The 22,273-nt window shown below is 75.6% G+C and carries 13 protein-coding genes and 1 pseudogene; 1 reads left to right on the forward strand and 13 read right to left on the reverse strand.

Going from position 1 to position 22,273, the window contains the following annotated elements:
* Positions 1 to 197: 197 nt before the first annotated feature.
* The 13 genes and pseudogenes from ABZ497_RS34190 to ABZ497_RS34250 form a co-directional block, all read right to left on the reverse strand.
* Positions 198 to 1,103 carry an AraC family transcriptional regulator gene (locus tag ABZ497_RS34190; RefSeq protein ID WP_359811360.1) on the reverse strand — a complete coding sequence of 302 codons (906 nt, stop codon included), beginning with the start codon at positions 1,101 to 1,103 and terminating at the stop codon, positions 198 to 200.
* Positions 1,100 to 1,858, reverse strand: a complete 759-nt coding sequence (locus ABZ497_RS34195) for a phytanoyl-CoA dioxygenase family protein (RefSeq protein ID WP_359811363.1) — start codon at positions 1,856 to 1,858, stop codon at positions 1,100 to 1,102. Before ABZ497_RS34195 ends, ABZ497_RS34190 begins: the two co-directional genes overlap by 4 nt.
* A gap of 324 nt (positions 1,859 to 2,182) precedes the next feature.
* Positions 2,183 to 5,005 carry a condensation domain-containing protein gene (locus ABZ497_RS34200; protein WP_359811366.1) on the reverse strand — a complete coding sequence of 941 codons (2,823 nt, stop codon included), beginning with the start codon at positions 5,003 to 5,005 and terminating at the stop codon, positions 2,183 to 2,185.
* Positions 5,002 to 6,825, reverse strand: a complete 1,824-nt coding sequence (locus ABZ497_RS34205) for a non-ribosomal peptide synthetase (RefSeq protein ID WP_359811369.1) — start codon at positions 6,823 to 6,825, stop codon at positions 5,002 to 5,004. Before ABZ497_RS34205 ends, ABZ497_RS34200 begins: the two co-directional genes overlap by 4 nt.
* 64 nt (positions 6,826 to 6,889) lie before the next feature.
* Positions 6,890 to 8,704 (reverse strand): amino acid adenylation domain-containing protein, encoded by a 1,815-nt coding sequence (locus ABZ497_RS34210; protein WP_359811372.1) that lies wholly within the window; start codon positions 8,702 to 8,704, stop codon positions 6,890 to 6,892.
* A 24-nt stretch (positions 8,705 to 8,728) separates the two neighbouring features.
* Positions 8,729 to 9,904 (reverse strand): acyl-CoA dehydrogenase family protein, encoded by a 1,176-nt coding sequence (locus ABZ497_RS34215; RefSeq protein ID WP_359811374.1) that lies wholly within the window; start codon positions 9,902 to 9,904, stop codon positions 8,729 to 8,731.
* A gap of 14 nt (positions 9,905 to 9,918) precedes the next feature.
* Positions 9,919 to 13,035 (reverse strand): amino acid adenylation domain-containing protein, encoded by a 3,117-nt coding sequence (locus ABZ497_RS34220; RefSeq protein ID WP_359811377.1) that lies wholly within the window; start codon positions 13,033 to 13,035, stop codon positions 9,919 to 9,921.
* Positions 13,036 to 13,547: 512 nt separating this feature from the next.
* On the reverse strand, positions 13,548 to 14,834 hold the full coding sequence (locus ABZ497_RS34225) for a non-ribosomal peptide synthetase (protein ID WP_359811379.1): 1,287 nt from the start codon (positions 14,832 to 14,834) through the stop codon (positions 13,548 to 13,550).
* A 48-nt stretch (positions 14,835 to 14,882) separates the two neighbouring features.
* Entirely contained in the window at positions 14,883 to 16,250 is a 1,368-nt protein-coding gene (locus ABZ497_RS34230; RefSeq protein ID WP_359811381.1) for an MFS transporter, read from the reverse strand.
* 426 nt (positions 16,251 to 16,676) lie between these two features.
* Entirely contained in the window at positions 16,677 to 17,777 is a 1,101-nt protein-coding gene (locus tag ABZ497_RS34235; RefSeq protein ID WP_359811383.1) for a PP2C family protein-serine/threonine phosphatase, read from the reverse strand.
* Between the two features lie 340 nt (positions 17,778 to 18,117).
* Positions 18,118 to 18,438: pseudogene (locus ABZ497_RS34240) on the reverse strand (DNA topoisomerase IB); the annotation flags it as partial.
* A gap of 57 nt (positions 18,439 to 18,495) precedes the next feature.
* A complete protein-coding gene (locus ABZ497_RS34245; protein ID WP_359811384.1) occupies positions 18,496 to 19,716 on the reverse strand; it encodes a PP2C family protein-serine/threonine phosphatase in 1,221 nt (406 codons plus the stop codon).
* A 308-nt stretch (positions 19,717 to 20,024) separates the two neighbouring features.
* Positions 20,025 to 20,582 (reverse strand): TetR family transcriptional regulator, encoded by a 558-nt coding sequence (locus ABZ497_RS34250; RefSeq protein WP_359811386.1) that lies wholly within the window; start codon positions 20,580 to 20,582, stop codon positions 20,025 to 20,027.
* 87 nt (positions 20,583 to 20,669) lie between these two features.
* On the opposite strand from ABZ497_RS34250, the gene ABZ497_RS34255 reads away from it, so the two are divergent.
* The gene (locus ABZ497_RS34255; RefSeq protein ID WP_359811389.1) at positions 20,670 to 21,827 is read left to right on the forward strand and encodes an FAD-dependent monooxygenase; all 1,158 of its coding nucleotides are present in this window, start codon (positions 20,670 to 20,672) and stop codon (positions 21,825 to 21,827) included.
* Positions 21,828 to 22,273 lie beyond the last annotated feature (446 nt).

Genomic DNA, 22,273 nt, shown 5'->3' on the forward strand with positions numbered 1-22,273 from the left:
GGTGCGCAGGTCGAGGGTGCCGCCGGTGGCCTCGGTGATCCGCAGGTCGCCCTTGCGGGTGCTGAGCTGTGCGGAGCCGTTGAGCCGGCCGACGGCGGGCAGCTGCGGTGATTTCATTGCAATGGCTTCGCGCCTCATGCAACGAGCCGCTATCCATTCGTTGCAAGGGATCGAGAGTGAACGCCCCGCCGGGCGGCTCAGAGGTGCAGGGTGCCCCGGAGCGTGCGGTGGGCGGCGGGTGGGTGGCCGTGGTGGCGGCGGAAGGCGGTGGTGAAGGCGCGGGTGTCGAGGTAGCCGCAGGACCTGGCGATGTCGGCGATGCCGGTGGCGGAGTCCAGAAGCAGCACCGCCGCCAGGTCGAGCCGCATCCGGCGCAGCGAGGCCATCAGGGAGGAACCGGTCTCGGCCAGGAAGAGGCGTTCGGCATGGCGTGCGGAGAGGTGCGCGGCGGCCGCCACGTCGCGGACGGTGACGGGTCGGGCCAGGTTGTCGGCCAGGTAGCGCCGCATCAGCACCACCGGTGGCGAGAGGCGGGTACCAGGGCTCGCCGCCACCCGCAGGTCCTCCTCGGTGGCGAAGGCCCGGGCCGTCTCCACCACCAGGGCGGTGCCGAGACCGGCCAGCCCCGCCTGGTAGCCGGAGCGCAGCGGGACCGCCTGTTCGGCGAGGGCGGCCACCAGGGAGGCCAGCGACCCGGTGCTCCGCGACACCGCCGGCCCGGCCAGGTCGGTGAGTCCGGACCACCAGCCCCGCTCGCCCGGCAGCGGCCCGGGCCGCCCCTCCCGCAGAGTGAACCCCCAGTAGACGATGCCGAGCGGCTCGGCGCGGCTCGACTCGATCTCGTGCACCACGCCGGGGCGGGCGACGAAGACGTCCCCCGCTCCGACCTCGTGGTGCTCCTGGCCTGCGCTGAACCGGCCGGCGCCTCCGTAGGCGAGGCAGACCTCGTAGAAGGAGTGCCGGTGCCAGTAGTTGCGCCACGGCGAGGTCGGATAGAACCCCAGGTGGACGAAGTCGGCTCGGAAGTCGTCCACCTGGCAGCTCCGCAGGACGCCGGTGAGTTCGCCGAACGCCCCGGCGTGCGCCAGTTGTTCCAGCGTCAAGCGTTCCTCCTGCCCGTGGGGTCGACCCCGGCCAGCATCATGCCCTGGCCCAGCGACTGGTCATGCGTGCGGACCGCCGGCGGATCCGCCGGGTCGCGGAACTGCACCAGCCAGGTGGTCCGCGCCTCCTCACTGGTGTTGACCCCGGAGGCGTGGATCGTCAGGTAGGAGAAGAAGAGCACGTCCCCGGCCTCGGCGGGCAGCGGCAGCGCCGAGGCCGACGGCACCTGCGGGAGGTGGTGACCGCCCTCCTCCACGTGCTCCAGCGGGCCGAGCCGGTGGCTGCCCGGGACGATGCGCACGCAGCCCCTCTCCTCCGGGGCGTCGTCCAGGTGGAAGATCGCGGCGGCCACCCGGTGGTGGGTGTGCGGGAAGAACGGGTGGTCCTGGTGCGGCGGGAAGGGCGAGCCGTTCTCCGGGGGCTTCACGAACAGCTTGGTGTGGTGCAGTTGCACGTTCGGACCGCCCAGCACCGCCGCCGCGACGGAGGTGAAGCGTTCGTCCACCAGCAGCCGGGAGAAGGCCGCGGAGTGGAACTGCACGTCGTGCAGGTGCTGGAGGCGGGTCGGCCGGCCGGCCGCGAGGTCGGCCACCGCGCCCCAGGTCGGGTCCTCGCCGGTGTCCAGTGCGGCCAGCAGCCGGTGGGCGCCGCGGCGCAGCTCCGCCGCCTCCGCGCGGTCGAGCAGCCCCTTGACCAGTACGTAGCCGTTCTCCGCGTACTGCTCGGCCAGGGCCGCGAGGTCGGTCACCGTCACGCTCTCACTCCTTCGTCCTGCCCGGGCGGGAGGCTCCCGCCCGGCTCGGGATCGACGGTAGGCACTCGCCCGCGGCCGTGACAGACACGTGGCGGACGGCTCTGTTCGCGGGACGGACACGCCTGCCGGGGCTTCGTCCAACCGGTCGACGAGGTCCACGGTGCTCAGGCCCGGGGTGGTCTCCCGCACGACGGCGTCGACTCCGTCCCGGTGGGCGACCCGGTCGGCGTTGCCCAGGAACCGGGGGTCGTCGGCCGTAGAACAGATCCGAGGAGCCCCGCCAGAAGGATTTCTGGCGGGGCTCCTTGACGTGCTGCGGGCTGCTCAGCCGACCATTGTCGCCAGGACGGTGCGCCAGTCCTCGCCCGGTTCGGGGGTGAGGGGGGCGGTCAGGGTCTCGGTCAGGTAGTGCCAGGGGCGGCGGAGTTCCTCGTCGGTGTCGGGGGCGGTGGTGATCGGGCTGTCGGTGCCGAGGAGGCGGACCAGTTCGGCGGTGAACTCCGCCCAGGAGACGTGTCCGCTCACCGCGTTGACGACCCGGCCGGCCGCCGGGTGCCCCGGCGTGGTGCAGGCGGCGAGGGCGCGGGCCAGGGCGGCGGCGTGCACCCAGGAGGCGCCGTACCAGTGGTCGGCCACCGGGAGGGCGATCGGGCGGCCGGCCAGGGCGGCCTGGTAGAGGGCGCCGGTGGAGCCCCAACGGAGCTGGTCACGCAGGCGGTGGTGCGGGCCCCAGACGATCGGGGCGCGCACGGCGGTGGCCTGGCCGCTCCGGGTGGCGGCGGCTTCGAACAGGATCCGTTCGCAGTCCAGCTTGGCCTGCCCGTACGGGGTGACCGCCGCGCCGCTGGGGCTGCCTTCGGGGACTTGGGTGCCCGCCGGGCGGCCGTACGCGTCGATGCTGCTGACGAAGACGAACGGGCCGCCGCCCCGCCAGCCGTCGACCAGGGCGCGCATCGCGGCGAGGTCGGTGGCGTGGTCGGTGAAGGTGCAGGCGGAGTGGATCACGGCGTCCGCCCCCTCGACGGCGCGCCGCAGGCTGTCCGGGTCGGCGAGGTCGCCCTCCGCCACCTCGGCGCCGTTCAGGGCGGGCAGGTGCGCGGACTCGGGCCGGACCAGCACGCGGACCGGCCTGCCCTGGGCCATCAGCTCCTGGAGGACCGCCGCGCCGACCCCGCCGGTCGCGCCGGTGAGCAGCACGGTGCCGGTGCGGGAGCGGGTGCGCGGGCGGGCGCCGGAGGTCCGGGCGAGGGCCGCGCGGCGCTCGTCCTCGCGGCCGGCGAGCACCGCGGCGAGGGCGCGCGGGGTGCGCTGCTCCAGGATGTCGAGGCCGGTGAGCGGCAGCCCGGTGCGGATCCGCAGGCGTTCGGCGAGCTGGACGGCGACCAGGGAGTGGCCGCCGAGGGCGAAGAAGTCGCCGTCGGCGGGCGGGGTGGTGCCCAGCAGTTCGCCGAACGCCTCCCGGACGGTGTCCACCGGGCCGTCCGGAGGCAGTCCGTCACCGGGAGGTGTGGCGGCGCCCGGCAGCCGGGCGGGGTCGGGGGCGCCGTCGGGGTGGCGCGGCAGTCGGTCCACCAGGGTGACGGCGTGCGGGAGTTCGGCGGCCGGGAGGCGTCCGCGGAGGGCGGCGCGCAGCTCGGTGCCGGTCGGGGCGACCGGTCCGCGGACCACCGCGTAGGCGAGCGGCGGGCCGTCGGCGCGCTCGATCACGGCCGCCTCGACCACGCCGGGGTCGGCCAGCAGGCCTTCCACCACCGGGTGTTCGGCGGCGGCCAGGCGGCGTCCCGGCAGTTCGGACAGGTGCGGGTCCGCCTCCCCCGCCACCGCCGTGAGCACGGCGGCGAAGGCGTCGAGCAGGTGGACGGCGGTGGCCTCGTCGAGCACGTCCCGGTCGTGCTGCACCAGGCAGCGCGGCGCGGGGCCCTCCTCGACGAGCAGGGCCAGGCCGAACTTGGCCAGCCGCAGGTCGAGTTCGACGTTCTCGGAGGTCAGGCCCGGCAGCGTCAGCGGTGCGGCGGGCTGGATCAGGTCGCAGGTGACCGACAGCAGCGGGGTGCCGTCGGTGCCGCGGGAGGCCGCGCCGAGCCGCTCGACCACGAGGTCGAACGGCACGTCGTGGTGCCGCTGGGCGTCGAGCAGTTGGCCCCGTACGGCGGTCAGCAGTTCCGCGAACGACGGGTCTCCGGCCGGGTCGACCCGGACGGCGAGGGTGTTGACCGCGAGGCCGACGGTGTGCCGCAGGTCGGGCCGGGCGCGGTGGCCGCTGGCGCAGCCGAGGACGAGGTCGTCCTGCCCGGAGGCGGTCCGCAGGGTGGCGAACGCGGCGGCCAGGACGACGGTGAACAGGGTGGCGCCGTGCCGGGCGCCGAGGCCGCGCAGGCGGTCCAGGACGGCGGGGTCCAGCGGAGCGGCGTGCAGCGCGGCCCGGCGTTCGCGGGCGCCGGGCGGGACGGCCCGCAGCAGCGCCGGCGGGCGGGCGCCGGTCAGCCGGGCGGCGAGCGCGTCGGCGGCGGCCGTGAGTTCGGCGTCCCGGGCGCGCTCCTGGCGGGCGTACTCGGCGTACGACGGTCCGGGCGCCGGGAGCCGGGGCGGCGTGCCGTCGCGAGCGGCCTCGTACAGCGCGGCCAGGTCGGCGGCCAGGACCGGCAGCGAGCCGCCGTCGACGGCGATGTGATGGATCGTCAGGACCAGGGTGTGGTCCTGCGGCCCGTTCCGTAGCAGGAGGGCGCGCAGCACCGGTCCGGTGGCGAGGTCGAACGGGCGGGCGGCCTCGGCGGCGAGCCGCACCGCGGCCGCCTCGTCCGTCGTGGCGTCCACGACCGGCAGCGGCACCGGGGCGACCGGGTCGGTCTGCTGGTACGGCTGTCCGGCGCGGCTCGGGTAGCGGGTGCGCAGGACGGCGTGCCGTTCGGTCAGCCCGGTGAGCGCGGCGGCGAGGGCCGCCCGGTCGAGCGGACCGCGCAGCCGGGCGGCGATCGGGACGTTGTACAGGGCGCCGCCCTGGCCGAGGTGGTCCATCAGCCACATCCGCTGCTGGGCGTGCGAGAGCGGGGCCGGGCCGTCGGGCACGGTCGGGCGGCGCGGCGGGGCGGCGGCGCTGCGCCGGCCACGGGCGCGGCGCAGCAGGTCGGCCTGGTCGACGGCGGTCACCGGCCCGCTCCCGGCGCCTCGTCCGAAGCGGCGGCGGGGCCCGTCGCGGCGGGAGCTCCCGCACCGCCCACGCCGTCGGCGGCCCGCAGGCCCCGTTCGAGCAGCTCCGCCTGCCCGGCGACGGTCGGGTGGTCGAGGAAGTCGCCGAGCGACAGCTCGACGCCGAGGTCCTCCCGCAGGTCGTCGACGACCCACATGGCGAGCAGCGAGTGGCCGCCCTCGGCGAGGAAGTCGGCGGCCGGGTCGGTGATCGGACGCTCCAGGGCCCGGCTCCAGGCCTCGGCGACGACCTGCTGGATCGGGGTGAGCGCGACGCGCTCGGCGGGGCGCTGCCCGACCTCGTCGGCGGCGGCCAGTGCCCGCCGGTCCACCTTTCCGGCGCCGGTCAGCGGCAGCGCGGCGAGCACCGTCCAGGCGGTGGGCAGCAGATGGGCGGGCAGTCGCTCGGCGAGCCGGGCGCGCAGCGTCCCGACGGCCTGGCCGGCGCCTTCGGCGAGGACGACGCAGGCGGTGAGGGCGGCGTCGTCCTGCCCGGCCCTGCGGACCACGACGGCCGCCTCGGCGACCTCGGGGAGCTGCAGCAGCGCGTGCTCGACCTCGCCCGGTTCGATCCGGAAGCCGCGCACCTTGACCTGCTCGTCCGTGCGGCCGTGGAACTCCAGCGTGCCGTCGGGCAGTTCGCGCACCAGGTCGCCGCTGCGGTAGGCACGCCCGACGTCCGGCAGCTCGCGGAAGCGCTCGGCGGTCAGCTCGGGCCGGTTGACATAGCCCTGGGCGAGGCGTTCACCGGCGATCCACAGCTCGCCGACGGTGCCCGGCGGGACCGGCGCGAGCCGCTCGTCCAGGACGAGGACGCGGGCACCGCCGAAGGGCCGGCCGATCGGAACGGCGCCGGCGCAGTCGGCCTGGGTGACCCGGTGCAGGGTGGTGAAGGTGGTGGCCTCGGTCGGTCCGTAGACGTTGACCAGTTCGAGCCACGGGAAGGCGCGCAGCACCGAGCCCGCGTGCTCGGGCGACAGCACCTCGCCGCCGACCGCCAGGGTGCGCAGCACCCCGAAGATCCGCGACTGCCGGGCGGCGAGGTGGTGGAAGAGCGCACTGGTGAGCAGCAGGGTGGTGACGCCGAACCGCTCGACGTCGCGGCCCAGGTCCTCCGCGGTCGGCCGGTCGGCCGGCGACACGGCGACGGCGGCGCCGCGGGCCAGCGGGGCCCACAGCTCGAAGGTGGAGGCGTCGAAGGTGACGGCGGAGTGGAAGAGCACCCGGTCGCGCGGGCCGACCGCGATGGCGTCCGGGGCGGTGACCAGGTCGGTGACGGCGGCGTGCGGGACGAGCACGCCCTTGGGCCGCCCGGTGGAGCCGGAGGTGTAGAAGACCAGGGCGGGCGCGGCCGGGTCGGCGGCGTCGGGCGCCACCGACCCGGCCGCGTCGGTGCCGTGCTCGGTCAGCACGAGGGTCCGGTCCTCGGCGAGGCCGGCCTCGGCGAGCAGCGCCTTGTCGCCGAGGACGAGCCGGACTCCGGCGTCGGCGGTCATCTCGGCGATGCGCGGGCGCGGGTAGGCCGGGTCGAGCGGGAGGACGTGGCCGCCGGTGCGCCAGATCGCGAGCTGGGCGACGACCAGGCGGGTGGAGCGGGCGCAGAGCAGGCCGACGGCGTTGCCGGGGCCGATTCCCCGGGCGGTCAGGACGGCGGCCAACCTGGCTGCGGCGTCCACGAGTTCGCGGTAGGTGAGGATGGTGGAGCCGTCGGTCACGGCGAGCGCGTCGGGCTGCCGTTCGGCCTGTTGGGCGATCAGCGCGGGCAAGGTCGCGATGGTCATGGTGTTCCCTTCCGGGCGCCCCGGCGGTACGGCCGGGGCGCCCCAGTGAGGCGGTGCGGGAGGGTCAGGCGGTCGCGGCCGGGGCGGCCGCCCGCTCCTCGACCAGTCGGGCGACGGCCCGCAGGTCCGGCTGGCGCAGCACCAGGGGTGCGCGCAGCCGGATCCCGTACGCGCTTTCGAGCGCCTCCAGCAGTCGGGCGGCGGCGAGCGAGTTGCCGCCGGAGGCGAGGAAGTTGTCGGCGAGGCCGAGGTCGGCACGGCCGATCAGCTCACGGCAGAGCTTCAGTACGGTGCGCTCGGCAGGGGTGTCGCCCTCCTCCGCCGCCGCGGGCTCCGGTGGCACCGCGGCCAGCAGCGCCCGGCGGTCCACCTTGCCGTTGGCGTCCAGCGGGAAGCGGTCCACCAACCGGACGGCGGAGGGCACCGCCTGCTCGGGAAGCCAGGGCCGGACGGCGTCCAGCAGCCGCGCCGGGTCGATGCCGCCCTCGGAGGCGGCCCCGCCGGCCTCCCCGCCGTCGCCCACCTGGACGAAGGCGAGCAGCCGGACGCCACCGGCGGGCGCCTGCTCGGCGGCCACGACCGCCCGGCGCACCCGCGGGTCGCGCTCGAACGCGGCCTCGACCTCGGCGGGTTCGATCCGCACACCGCTGACCTTGACCTGGTCGTCCAGGCGGCCCTGGAACTCCAGCACCCCGTCCGCACGCATGACGACCCGGTCGCCGGTGCGGTAGACCCGGTCGGTGCCGTCCACGCCCTCGGGGGCATCGAGGAAGCGGAGGGCGGTCAGCTCGGGGTCGAGGTACCCGGCGGCCAGGCCGCGTCCGCCGATCCGCAGCTCACCGGAGACGCCGCGCGGCACCGGCCGGCCGTCCTCGTCGGTGACCAGCACGACCGCGCCCGCGATCGGCAGCCCGATCGGCGGTGCGCCGTCGCCGTGGTCGCCGCCGGGGGCCATCGTGTGCACGGTGGTGGTGACGGTGGCCTCGGCGGGGCCGTAGGCGTTGTGGACGGTGGCGGTGACGTCCCGCCCGGGGGCGCGGCGCAGCCGGTCGCCGCCGACGGTGAGGTGGCGCAGCGCCAGCCCGGCGGGCCAGGGGCGGCCCAGGACGGGCTCGGCCAGCGGGGTGGGCAGGACGGCCACGGTGATGCCGGCCTCGCCCCACCAGTCGGTGAGCGCGCCGGAGTCCCAGCGGACGGCCTCGGGGGCCACCACCAGGGCGGCGCCGGAGGTGAGACCGGCCCACAGCTCCATCACGTGCGGGTCGAAGGCGACGCCGATCAGCAGGCTGTGCCGCTCGCCGGGGCCGAGGCCGGTCAGCTCGCGGTACCACCGCAGCATCGCGCCGAGCGCGGGCCCGGTGACGGCGACGGCCTTCGGGGTGCCGGTGGACCCGGAGGTGAGCACCGCGTAGTGGGTGCCGGCCGGGACGGGCACCTGCGTGCCGGACGCCAGGGCGGCCACCACGCCCTCGGTGGGCAGGTCCAGCGCGAGGCGTTCGCCACCCGGCGGCAGCAGGTCCGGCTCGCCGACCAGGCAGGCCGGTCGCAGCTGCTCGGCGACGGCCCGCAGCCGGCGCTCGCCGGGGCGCGGACCGAGCGGCAGGTGGACGGCGCCGAGCTTGGCGGCGGCCAGGGTGACGGCCACCAGCGACACCGAGTGGCCGAGGCAGACGCCGAGCAGGTCGCCCGGGCCGACCTTGCCGCGCAGGGCTTCGGCCGTTCTGTCGGCGAGGCGGTCGAGCTCGGCGTAGCTGTAGGTCCGCTCGCCGTCGATCAGTGCGGGGGCGTCCGGGGTGCGCTGCGCCCAGCTGGTGAACAGGTCGAGGATCGCGCCGTCCCGGTACGGACGGCCGGATGCGACGCTCAGGGATTCCATCATGGTCTCCTCAGTCTTGACGAACCGTCAGTTCAGGCCCATGGAGCGGGCGATGATGACCTTCTGCACCTCGGAGGTGCCCTCGATGATCGTGGTCATCCGCACGTAGCGGTACAGGAACTCCAGCGGGTGGCCCCGCACCCAGCCGGTGGCGCCGTGCACCTGGAGCGAGCGGTCGACCGCCCGCACCGCGGTCTCGGAGGCGGTGAGCTTGGCGAGCGCGGCGTTCTCGGGCGACTCGGTGCCCTCGTCGACCAGCCGGGCGCAGGCGAGGGTGAGCAGCTTGGAGGACTCGACCTCGGCCCGGGTCGACACCAGGTGCTCCTGGACGTGCTGGTACTCGCCGATCACCCGGCCGAAGGCACGCCGGTCCCTGGCGTACTCGACGCCGATGCGCAGCGCGTACTCCGCGATGCCGTTGCACATCGCGGCGACCACCAGGCGGCCGCGCGAGAGGCTGTCCATGGCGAGGGCGGTGGCCGCGCCGACCCCCTCCTCGCCGCCGATCACGACCTCCGGGCCGACGGTGACCCCGTCGAGGAGCAGCTCGAACAGCGGCTCGCCGGACATGCCCTCATAGCGCTGGCCGATCCGCAGCCCGGGCTGGTCCATCGGCAGCACGAAGGCGGTGGACCCGGTCGTGGGACCGGCGCCGTCGCCGAGGTCGGTGGCGGCGACGACCAGCGCGATCCCGGCGTGCTCGGCGTTGCTGACGAAGGTCTTGCGCCCGTTCAGCACCCACCGGTCGCCGTCGCGCCGCGCCGTGGTGGTGAGCCGGAAGGCGTCGGAACCGGCGTGCGGCTCGGTGAGGGCGAGGCAGCGGGTCTGCTCACCGCGCACCAGCGGGATCAGGTGGCGCTCGATCTGCTCGGGGGTGCCGTGGCGCAGCAGCGGGCTGGGGCCGTCGGAGCCGGCCAGCGCGTACGGGGCCAGGACGCAGCCGCTGCGCCCGGCGGCGTGGTGCAGCAGGACGACGGCGGTGAACGGCATGCCGGAGCCGCCGAGCTCCTCGGGGTAGTCGCCGGCGTAGAAGCCGAGCGCGGCGGAGCGCTTGCGGACGTAGCTGCGCAGGTCGCCCGGCACCTGGTCGGCGGTCTCGGGCAGCTCCGCTGCCAGCGGGACGAGTTCGCGGCGGACGAAGCTCTCGAAAGCCTCGACGAGTTCGCGGTGGCCGTCTTCCAGGACGGCGGAGGGCGCGGTCATCTCGGTGCCGCCTTTCACTTCTGGCCGATGAGGGCGCGGGCCTGGTCGGCCAGCACGGCGTGGCGGAACAGGGTGCGCAGCGGCGGGCGGCTGCCGAGGTGCGGCTCCAGGTGGGCGGCGAGCTGCGCGGCGAGCAGCGAGTGGCCGCCGACCTCGAAGAAGTGCGAGTCCGCGGAGAAGCGGTCGTGGCCGAGCACCTCGCGCCAGGCGGCGGCGATCAACTCCTGGGCGGGGTCGGCGAAGGCGCTCGGCGCGGTCTCCGCGTCGGCGGCCTCCTCGGCCTCGTCCGCCAGCCGGGCGAGGGCGGCGCGGTCGGGCTTGCCGCCGGGCAGGGTCGGCATCGCCGCGACGGCGGTCCAGCTCGCCGGGACGAGTCCGCCGGGCAGCCGGCGGGCGAGCGCCTCGTGCAGGCCGGCCTGGTCGGGGCGGTCGGTGCCCTCCAGGAATCCGAGCAGCCGGGGACCGGTCTGCGGGTCGGTGTGCAGCACCACCGCGCAGGAACGGCCGCCGAGTTCGGCGGAGGCGGCGGCCTCGATCTCCTCCAGCTCGATGCGGTGGCCGCGGAGCTTGACCTGGTTGTCGGCCCGGCCGAGGAAGCACAGCCGGCCGTCCAGGTCGCGGTAGCCGCGGTCGCCGGTGCGGTAGACGCGGGCGCCGTCGAGCGCGGGGACGCCGACGAAGCGGGCGGCGGTCGGCTCCGGCAGGCCGAGGTAGCCGTCGGCCAGCATCGGCCCAGCGACGACGAGTTCGCCGACGCAGCCGGCCGGCAGCGGGCGCAGGGTGTCGTCCAGGACGTACATCCGGACGCCGTCCAGCTCGGTGCCGAGCGGGACCTCGGCGTCCGCGGCGACATCGGCGGCGGTCACCTGGTACACGGTGGAGGTGACGGTGGCCTCGGTGACACCGTAGCCGTTCAGCACGGTGGTGTGCTCGATCAGGTCCGCGAGCGCCCGGGCGGGCAGCCGCTCGCCGCCGAGCACGAGCAGCCGGGGCGACCAGCGGTCGTCGCGCAGCGCTTCGCACAGGTCTTCGCGGACGGCGAGCAGGTAGCTGGTCGGCAGGTTGGCGACGGTGACGCCGCGGGCGGCGAGGACGGCCACCAGCTCGGGCCCGGTGGGCACCTCGCGCTGCGGCACGACCAGGGCGGCGCCGACGGCGAGCGCGGGCAGCACCTCCTCCAGCGCGACGTCGAAGGACGGCCGGGCGAACAGCAGCACCCGGTCGGCGGAGGTGAGTTCGTAGCGCGCGGCGATCGCGGCGACGTAGCCGGCGAGCGCCGCACGGCCGACCCGGACGGGCTTGGGCACACCGGTGGAGCCGGAAGTGTGGATCAGGTAGGCGGCGCCGTCCAACACCTCGGCGGGCTCGGCCTTCGGGAACGCCGGGCCGTCCAGGAGCGCCGGGGTGACGCCCTCGGCGGGCAGCGCGAGGGCGCTCTGCCGGGTGGCCAGGACGAGGGCCGGGCTCAGCCGCTCCAGCAGCAGGCCGAGCCGGGCGGCCGGGTCCTCGGTGGACAGCGGGGCGTAGACGGCGCCGTGGCGCAGGCAGGCGAGCAGGGCGACCACGCTGTCCGCGCCGCGCGGCAGGACGGTGGCCACCGGCTGACCGGGGGCGACCCCGGCGGCGCGCAGCCGCTCGACCAGCGCGGCGACGCGGCGGTCGAGTTCGCCGTAGCTGATCCGCTCGCTGCCGGCCAGCAGGGCGAGCGCGCTCGGATCGTGGGCGGCGGCCGGGTCGAGCAACGCCGGGGCGTCGGCGGGCCCGGCCGGGTCGTCCGCGGGCACGGTGGCGGGCGGCTCTGCCGCGGGCGCCGGGGCCAGCTCGGCGATCGGCGCCAGCGGGCGGTCGAGGTAGCAGCGCAGCAGCTCCAGCAGCCGCTCGGACAGCAGCACGGCCTCGGACTCGCGGAACAGGTCCGCGTCGTAGTCCCAGACCAGGGTCATGCCGGCGACGCCGTGCTTCTCGCCGACCACCCGGCGGTCGTCGGGCAACAGCACCAGGTCGAGGTCGAAGCGGGTGGTGCCGGTGTTGAAGCCCTCGTACAGCGAGACCTCCAGCCCGGGCGCCTGGACGTCCGGCAGCGCCGCGTCGTGCGCGCTGAACATCACGTTCCACAGCGGGTTGTCGGCGCCGCTGGTGTGCAGGCCCAGGCGGCGGGTCAGCTCCTGCACCGGCAGGTCCTGGTACGGCAGCGCGCGCATCAGGACGTCGGTCACCTCGTCCACCGCCTCGGTGCCGGGCGCGGCGGGATCGAGCCGCAGGCGCAGCGGCACGGTGTTCACGAACATGCCGACGGTGCCCTCGAAGCCCTCCGGGCGGTTGCCGACGGCGGTGCCGACCACGAGCTCGCGGTGCCCGCTGTGCCGGCGCAGGAGCTCGGCGAGCAGGGCGAGCATGGTGCTGAACGGGGTGTGACCGTCCGCCTTGCTGCGCTCGCGCAGCCGCTCGGCCAGGTCGGCGCCGATCGACTGGCGCAGCTGGCCGCCCCGGTGGCGGCGCTCGGCGCCCGGCCGGGCCAGCCCGGGCAGCGTGACCTCGCGCGGCGCGTCGGCCAGCTCCTTGGTCCAGAAGTCGAGTGCGCGCTCGCGGGACACGTCGGCGGCGGTCCGCGCGTGCTCCTCGTACGAGGGGGCGGCGGGCAGCTCGTAGGGCTCGCCGAGGACCTGGGCGCGGTAGACGGTGAACAGGTCGCGCAGCAGGATCGCGAAGGAGTGGCCGTCGTGGACGAGGTGGTGCTCGACGTGGATCAGCCGGTGGTGCCCCTCGGCGATCCGGACCAGGTGCCAGCGCAGCACCGGCGCCCGCTCGGTGTCCACCGGCTCCTCGGCCTCGGCGGCGAGCAGTCGCCGGAAGGCGGCGTCCGGGTCGTCCTCGGCGGTGAAGTCGCTGTGGCGCAGCTCCGGTCGACACCCCTCGGCGACCCGCTGGCCGGGCAGGCCCTCGGGCCGGGGCACCAACTCCAGGCGCAGGCCCGGGTGGTGGTCCAGGACGGCGGCCAGGCCCGCGTGCAGCGCGTCCCGGTCGAGAGTGCCGTACAGGTCGAGGACGGCGGTGAAGTTGTAGGCGCGGCTGCCCGGCAGCATCTGTTCGTGCAGCCAGACGATCTCTTGCGACGGAGAGAGTGCGAACATGGGCGGTTCCCTTGTGTGGTGGGCTTGTCGGCACGTCGGTGGTGGCGCCGGCGGCGGGCGTGGGGTGGTCCCGTTCCGGCTGGCGACCGGGGCGCACCGAGGTGACGGTGCGGTCCCGGGTCGGGGCATCTGCACGGTCGGGCCCGTCAGGGCCCGCGCGTCCAGGCGCGGTGGATCCGGCGAGGCGGATCCGGTGGGGGAACTCGGGCCCGCGCGGGAGGGCGCGGGAGGTCGGGCCGTGGGGGCCGGCTACGGGCTGTCGGGCCGTGCGAGGTCGGGCCGTGGGAGGTCGGGCCCTCGCGGTGGGGCGCGGGAGCGGTGCGGCACGGGAGCTGTGGGGCACGGGAGCTGTCGGGCGCGGGAGCGGTGCGGCGCGAGCCCCGGCCGGGGCGGGCGCGTTCGGCCCGGTGGCCCGGCTGTGGAAGACCCGCGCCAGGTCGGCCGCCGGATACCGGCGGCAGGTCGGGCGCCGGTGTCCGACGAAACGTCAGACGGGCTACCCCGGAGGCGGATCAGGCGAGCGCGCCCGGGCGGGGCCGGGCGTAGAGGTGCTGCCGCAGGACGGCGAGCAGGTCGGCGAAGGCGGCGTGGGCGTCGGTCTCGGCGAAGCGGTCGCTGTCCCAGGCGAGCCGGACCAGCAGGTCGTCGCCGTGCGAGGCGGAGACGGCGAGCGGGGCGGCGAGCGGTCGTCCGGCCAGGTGGGTCTCCCGGCCGGGCGTGCCGCCGAGCACGAGCGGCGGGCGGCGGTGCAGGTCCTCCAGGGTGAGCATGGCGTCCAGCGCGCCCGACCAGGCCGCCCCCGCGGTCCGTGCGGCGCGCACCACCTCGTCGAACGGGGTGCCGGCGTGGTCGAGGTCGTCCCACCAGGCGTCGGCGAGGGCGTCCAGGTCGTCCGTGGGGGTCGGACCGGCCGGGTGCACCAGGGTGTTGAGGAAGCAGCCGAGCGCGGCGGGCGCGCCGGGCGGGCGGCCGCCCCACGGGTAGCCGAGCGCGAGCGGGCCGTCCACGGGGTGCAGCCGGTGCGCGGCGGCCCCGACGGCCTCCAGCAGGGCCGGGAAGACCGCGCCGCGGGCGGCGCCCTCGGCGGCGGGCAGCCGCTCGGTGAGCATCCCGGTGGACGTGGCCGCGCCGCCGCCCGCCCCGGTCAGGGCGCCGAGCCGACGGCCCCAGTGGGCCTGGGCGGCGGCCCCGCCGGCGGCGTCCTCGGCGGCCAGTTGGAGCTCGACGGCCTGGCGGTAGTCGGCGAGCGCCTGCGGGCCGGGGCCCGCCGCCGGGGCGTCACCGCCCTCGTAGGCCTCGCTCAGCTCGGCGGTGAGCACCCCGAGCGACTGCTCGTCGCAGGCCGCGTGGTCCAGTGCGAGGGCGAGCAGCTCCTCCTCGCCGTCCGGGTCCCGGGCCACCAGCAGGCGCAGCGCGGGGCCGCCGGCGGGGCGGTCCAGCAGGGCCCGGCGCAGCGCCGCGCGGGCCGTGTCGCCGGGGGCGACGGTGATCCGGGCGGCCTCGGCCGAGGGGCCGCCGACCCGCAGGACGGGTGTGCCGCGCACGGTCGCGAAGCCGCCGGACAGGGCCGGGTGGTGGGCGGCGACCGCGGCCGCGGCGCGGGCCAGCCGCTCCACGTCGAGGGTGCCCCGCGGGTAGGCGAAGAACAGCGGGACGACGTCGGAGCGGTCGTGCGGCGCGAGTCGACGGGTGATCAGGAACCTTCGCTGGGCTCCGGTCAGCGGGAGCAGGTCAGCCGGGGAGTCCGCGGCAGCGCTGCGGTACCGGGCGAGGTAGGCGGAGGTGATGCTGGCGTGCACGGGAACGGTCTCCGGTTTCCGGTCGCGGCTCGGCAGGTCTGGGGTCGGTCAGTGGGTGCTGGGGCTCACGGCGGGCTCCTCGGCGGCGCGATCGGGGCTGCCCCCGGCGGCGCTGTCGGTCGTGGTCGCGGTGGCGTCCCCGCCGGCGGCGGTCGACCCGGTACCGTCCGGGCCGCCCGGCAGCTCGCGCATCCGCCGCAGCGGCGACAGCAGCAGCGGCACCGGCACGAGCAGGAACCCGACCGCGCAGAGCCAGAGCGCGGCCCGCGGCCCGGCCGAGTCGGCGACGATGCCGCCGCCCAGCGCGCCGATCGGCAGCGTGCCCCACACCAGGAAGCGCATGGTGGCGTTCATCCGGCCGAGCAGCTCCGGCGGGCAGACGCTCTGCCTGAAGCTGACCTGGGCGACGTTGTAGGCGACCGCCCCGAACAGCACCACCCCGGAGGCGAGGCCGAACAGCACCACGCCCAGGCCGCCGTCGGACAGCGGCCACAGCACCGCGAACGGCGCCGTCACCAGCGTGGACAGCCAGATCAGCCGGGCTTGTCCGACCCACCGCGCCAGCCGGCCGGCGCACAGCGCGCCCGCCAGCCCGCCGACGGCGGAGACCGACAGCAGCACGCCGATGGCCCCCGGTGCCAGGTCGAGCACCCGCACCCAGAAGACGGTCTGCACGGCCATCAGCACGGCCGCGAACAGGTTGGACACCGCGGTGGCGGCCGCGATCGCCCGCAGCAGCGGGTGCCCGAGCACGAACCGGACGCCCTCCCCCACCTCGGCGCGCAGCGAGCGCCCGGGCTCCGGCTCCGCGAGCGGCTCCTCGACCCGGATCCGGGCGAGCAGCAGTGCGGAGACCAGGTAGCCGAAGGCGTCGGCCACGATGGCGAGCGGCGCGCCGAGCAGTTGGACCAGTCCGCCGCCGAGGCCCGGTCCGGCGATCTGCGCCGAGGACCGGACCGTCTCCAACGCCCCGTTCCCGTCGACCAGTTGCTCGCGCGGCAGGACGGCGGGCAGGAAGGACTGGTGGGCGACGTCGAAGAACACCGTCGCCACCCCCGTGACCAGCGCCACCAGGTAGAGCTGCGGCATGGTCAGCATCCCGAGCGCCGCCGCCGGCGGGATCGTCCCGACCGCCAGGCAGCGCACGAGGTCGGCGCGGATCAGCACCGGAAGCTTGCGCATCCGGTCCAGCCAGGCTCCGGCCGGCAGTCCGACCAGCAGGAAGGCGGCGGTCTCGGCGGCGGTCAGCAGGCCGACCTCGAACGGGGTGGCGTCCAGCACCACCACCGCCACCAACGGCAGCGCGACCAGCGTGACCTGACTGCCCGTCTGGGCCGCCGCGGCGCCGGTCAGCAGGAGCCGGAAGTCGCGGTGGCCGAACAGACGGGCCCGACGGGGGTGAGGCTTCTCGTTCATTGGTTCGACTTTCCGTCACCTCTTCGACACCGGGCAACCACCGGGTCCGTTTCCGGACGAACCGCCGGTCGGCCGGATCCCGCCACTCCCCCGACCACCCCTTGCAGGCCTCTTACGCGCCCTTATGGCCCGGGCGCGGGGCGCACGCGGCCGGTCGGCCTAGGCGGCACGGGCCGAGGAGCACCCGGGACCCGTCGGCGGTCGGTCGTCCATTTCTCCGTCCGATATTCGGACCCCTACTTTCCGGCCATCGGACGCCACCACTCAACTTGGCCGGATTCCGTGGAGTACCGCGAGGACGTCACCCCACCGTGATATGGGCGTGACCGACCGTGGCCGCGTCGAACCATCGACCCGTCCGCCTGTCCACCCGTCCACCCGTCCACCCGTCCGTATGTCGACCTGTCCACCCGACCTGCCGCGCCCTCAGTCCTCCGACCGACGGGTGATCGCCAGCACCGCCATGTCGTCGTCCCGCGGACCGCCGGTCCACCGCTCGACACCGGCCACCAGCGCGTCCAGCACCTCACCCGGCCCGGCGACCGGCCCCAGCCCGGCCAGCCCGAGCACCGGGTCGTAGAACTCCCCCGCCGCGTCCCGGGCCTCGGTCACCCCGTCGGTCACCAGCAGCAGCGTGCACCCGGGCGGGAACGGCCGGCTCTCCGGCGCGGGCCGCGCGACCCCCAGGCCGCCCATCCCCAGCGGCAGCCCCGGGTCGGCCGCGTCCAACCGCAGCACGGGCGGCGCGGGACGGGCGTCGGCGCTCAGCAGGTACGGGCCGGGGTGCCCGCAGTCGAGCGTGCGCACCACCCCCTCCCCCAGCGGGAGCTCCACCAGCAGCGCCGTGATGAACCCCTCCATCCGCAGCTCTTCGCTCATCTGGTCGGCCTCCCGGAGCAGCGAGTCCTCCAGCGCGTCCGCGAGCGCCGCCAGGTCCGCCACCCGGTGCGAGGCCTCCCGGAAGGCGCCCAGCAGCACCGAGACCGCCCCCACCGCCTGCAGCCCCTTGCCCCGCACGTCCGCGATCAGCACCCGGACGCCGAAGCGGGTGGTCTGCAGCGCGTAGGCGTCCCCGCCGATCAGCGCCTCGTCCTGGGCCGCGTGGTAGGAGGCCGCGACCGACAGCTCCCCCACCCGCCCCGGCGGCTCCGGCAGCACCGCCTGCTGCGCCGCCTCCGCCACCGACCGCACCCGCGCCAGCCGCCGCCCGTGCCGGGCCACCACACGGTTCACCCCGACCCCGAGCAGGGCGGCGAAGGCCGTGTTGGCCAGCTCCAGGAACCCGTCGGCGGTCCCGATCGACCCGTCCTGGGTGGACAGCACCAGGATCCCGGTCACATTGGCCAGTCCGACCGCACAGGTGTCCCGCAAGGTCAGCAGCGCCCCGGACAACACGGCGGCGGCGGCCAGCAACGGGTCACCCCAGTAGTCGGCCGGATCCAGCGAATTCCACACCAGCCCGCCGACGATCAGCAACCACGGCGCGGCCCGCACATACGGCGGCCACTGGACGGACCTCGGGGGCATCGGCGACCTGGCTTCCGTCTCACCACCATCCGGAAGGGCTCCCTCCGATCGTAGCCACGTGCCGTCGGAACTCGCACGACGGATGACGTCGCCACCGACCGGACGGAGCCGCGCCGCGGGGCCCGCGGAATACGACGCACCCCGACTCCTCCGAAGATCCCCCGCCCCGAGGCGGCGGGGCGTCGAGCCGACTCACGAACCACCACCGGCACCGCGGAGGGCGGCGACCGGGAGGCCCGATCAGCCGCGGCGCGGTGGGCGCCCGACCGGTGTCCGGGCCGGGCAGTGTCCGGGCCGGGCAGTGTCCGGGCCGGGGGCGGTCCACCCACCGCCCCCGGCCCTACCCGAGCAGGTCCCGGACGGCGTCCTCAACCGGCCCGTGGGTGGCGACCGGACCTCCCGCCGCCCCGAGGCCGTCGAGGGCCGCGGCGATCGTCCGGCCCTCGTCGTAGAGCTCGATCAACCGCGGGTTGATGTAGGAGGCGCGGCACACGGCCGGGGTGTTGCCCAGGTAGTCGGCGACCTCGCGCACCACCCGGGCTGCGGCGCGGCGCCGTCGGGCCGGCGACTCCCCGACCGCCCGCTCGGAGACGGCCAGGCCCACGGCGGCCAGGACCGTGGCGTTCCACGTGCGGAAGTCCTTGGCGGTCAGGTCCGTGCCGTCCCTGCCAGGCGCGGGTCGGCCGCCCGCGGCCGACGTGCCGCGGGCGGCGCGCGGTCACCGGTCGGGGTGCCATTCGACGAGCACGACGGTGGCGTCGTCGCGCAGGTGGTGGTCGCGGTGGGCCAGGAGGGCGTGCATGAGCCGGCGCAGGGCCTCGGGCGCGGGGTGGCCGCCGGCGGTGGCGCGGACGACGGTGTCGATGAGGCGCTGCTCGCCGAACAGCTGGCCGGTGGCCGAGCGGGCCTCGGTGACGCCGTCGGTGTGGACCAGGATGCGGTCACCCGGCTGCAGACGGGCCTGGTGGACGGGCACCGGCCGCTGGTGCCCACCGATGCCGAGCGGGGGATGCGCCTGGCGCTCCAGCGCGCCGGGCACGACACGGCCCGCGCGGATCAGCAGCGGCGGCGGGTGGCCGCAGTTGACCCAGGACAGGCGCCCGGTGACGGTGTCGAGGTCCGCGATCACCGCCGTCAGCAGCCGGTCCGGGATCCAGCGGGTCAGCGTGGTGTCGATCGCCTCCGCGATGTCCGCGAGAGTGCCGTCCGCGCGGCGGGTCGAGCGGCAGGCCGCGAGGGCGACGGCGCTCGCCCCGCCGGAGGCGAGGTCGTGCCCCATCGCGTCGACCACGGTGAGGTGAAGGAGGTCGTCGGCCAGGCTGTGGTCGAAGGCGTCTCCCGCGACCTCGTACGCGGGCTCCAGGACGGCACTGGAGGTGACGCGCCTGGTCCCGACGGTGCGCGGGGGTACGAACGCCCACAGCAGCTCCGACTGCAGGCTCATCGGGCGGGTTCGGACCGTACGCACCAGAACGTCGCCGAACGTGGACTTCGACACGAGAAGCAGCGTGGCCAGCGAGGCCAGCGCGAGGGCCCGTTCCAGCACCGGCCCGGGGCGGACGTGCACGCCGACGCGCAGCACGCCGACGCGCTCGATGCCGTCGACCAGCGGCACCCAGCCCACCTCCGGCGGTCCGGCGGCCGTCTCCGTCAGCGCCGTGCGGTAGGCGCGGCCCGCCAGCGTGCTGTCCACGTCCAGTGCCTCCGGCGGCTCGCGCAGCTCCGGATCGGGCAACGGCACCAGGACCCGCTGCTGGAGGTCTGCCAGGTAGACCTCCGCCGATCCCAGGCCCAGCGACCGCGCCGCACCGGTCACCAGGCCGGGGAGTTCCTGCGGTGCGATCCGGTGCGAGGCCTCCAGCACCCGCGCCAGCACCGCCCCGAGCAAGGCGTCGCCCCTGTACGGCGCCTCACCCGCACCCGGCCCGCCGACGCCCATCCGGTCACCTCCGCAGTGCCCACCGCACGCCGCGGCGCACCGTGCCGACCCTCACCACCGACGGTACGCCGCAGCCGGGGGCCGGAACAGGGCGGCGGGGCCCGCGTCGCACCGCCCGCCGTCGCGGTCCCGGCTATTCCGACGAGCGATCGCCACTTTCGCATCACGGTCGGGCAGGAGGTCGGCGACGGCCGTGCGGATGGCGCCGCGGCTGACGTCGTACTCGCGGGCGAGGGCGCCGATGGACCGGCCCTCCGGGTACGCGGTGCGCACGGCATCGGCCACAGATCGCTTCCCGCCCGAGCGGGTTATCGCAGAGCCGCCGCCACCAGCCCGTGGATCTCCGCGTCGGACACACTTCCGCCAGTCACCAGGCGGTCGAAGACCAACCCGTCGACGCACGTCAGCAACGTGACGGTACGGCTCTCGGCATCCGCGATGCCTCGCGCGGTCAGGAAGTCGTACACGACCTGTCGCCCCGCGTTCGCGCGCGGCACGAGGATCTCCCGCAGCTCGGGGTGATGGACGCTCTCGATGGCGCACGCGTAGCGCGCGAGGGAGCGCCGCCGCCCCTCTCCCGTGAGTCGCCGGTCGAGGAAAGCGGCGATCCCGGTCACCAGTTCCTCGGCACTGCGCGGTACCGGTGTCCGGCTCCCGATGTCCTGGAGTTCCGTCTGATCGAGGACGACCAAGCGCCGGACCAGTGCGGTGAGAAGTGCCTGGCGGGTGCGGTAGTAGGCGGAGGTGGTGCCGGGCGGCAGGCCCGCCGCCCGGTCCACCGCGCGGTGGGTCAGTCCTCGCATCCCGGTATCGGCGAGCACTGCGATGGCCGTGTCGGCAAGAACGGTACGTCGATCATCGGGCACCCCCTATTTCTACACCTGTAGGACCCGGGATACGCTCCTTCTACACCTGTAGAAACACGCGGCAAGGCGGCAGGAGAGGGGCTGGGGATGGGCGGCAGGACAGTGGTGGTCGGAGGAGGCATCGGCGGGCTGGCCGCGGCGATCGGCCTGCGCCGGATCGGCTGGGAGGTGACGGTCGTCGAACGGGCTCGGGTCCTGGCTGACGTGGGCGCGGGCATTTCCCTGCACGCCAACGGCATCCGCGCGCTGGACGTCCTCGGCGTCGGCGAAGCAGTACGCGCGGCCGCGCGGCCGCAGTACACCGGAGGCACCCGCGCTCCCGGCGGCGGATGGCTGGCTCGGATGGACGGAGCCGTACTGGAGCGCGAACTGGGCACGCCGATCGTCGGCATCCCACGGGCCGTGCTGCACCGCCTGCTGCGCGAGGCCCTGCCTCCCGAGTGCCTGGTCATCGGGGCCGAGGTGATGTCCGTCGACTGCTCGGACCCCGGCCGGGTGCGGGTGCCGGTCAAGGAAGGCCTCCTGGACGCGGATCTGGTCGTGGCGGCCGACGGAGTGGACAGTCGTCTGCGCGGCCAGCTGTTCCCCGGCCATCCCGGCCCGGTCTACAGCGGATCCACGGTCCTTCGCGCCATCACCGAGCATCCGGTGCCGTTGCGTACGGACTTCGAACTGACCTGGGGAAAGGGCGCCGAGTTCGGCCACATCGCGTTCACAGACGGTCGGGCCGAATGGCACGCGGTGCTCAACTCGCCGCCCGGCACACGGCATGGGGACGCCCTGGCCGCGATGCGCCGCCGGTTCGGCGGCTGGCACGATCCGATCCCCGCACTGTTGGACGCGACCCGGCCGGACGCAGTCCTGCACCACGACATCCGCGAACTGGCAACGCCCTTGCCCGCCTTCACCGCGGGCCGGGTCGCGCTGCTCGGTGATGCCGCACACGCCATGACCCCGAACCTCGGTCAGGGCGCCTGCCAGGCCCTGGAGGACGCGGCCACCCTGGCCGCCGCGCTCTCCACCGAACCCAGCGTCGAAGCAGCACTGACCCGCTACGACGCGGTGCGCCGCCCACGCAGCCAGTCAGTGGCGCGGGCGGCGCGCCAGGCCGGCCGGATGGGGCAGCAGCTGACGCACCCTCTGGCTGTGGCCGTGCGCAACACGGGACTCCGGCTGGTCCCCTCCAGGGTGACCGTCCGGGCCATCCTGCGGCATGCCGACTGGGCTCCGCCGAGTCTGCGCTGACCGCACCGGTGCCCGAACCGTCCGCGACCGGTGTCGGCGCCAGGTGCGGCGCTGCCACCTGGGCGATCATCCGCCGGTGCGCCTCCGCGGGGAACGGGTTCCCCAGGCCCCCTGACCGCAACCCGCCTCGCCCGCCTCCCGGCCCCAAACGCCCTTGTCGACGTGCCGGCTCCCGGACGGCCCAGAGAAACAGGCCGTTCCACGCGTACCTGGAATAGCTTTCGATGACATGTCGGATCCCCCCTAGCGGTGCCTGGAGGCAGCCCGTGCCCAGTCCGCCCCTCACCATGTTCGGGCCCCAGATCACCTTCCTTGGCGTGGACGCCTACGACCTGGACGATCCAGCCACCTAGGGCACGTATTCGGTCGTGATCAATGGGTTCGAGTGAGGTCCTTGATCCAGATCATCGCGCCACGGAGGTGGAGGCCGGCGAGGTAGCTTTCCG

This window comes from Kitasatospora sp. NPDC005751 (assembly GCF_040630835.1).
Classification (GTDB): domain Bacteria; phylum Actinomycetota; class Actinomycetes; order Streptomycetales; family Streptomycetaceae; genus Kitasatospora.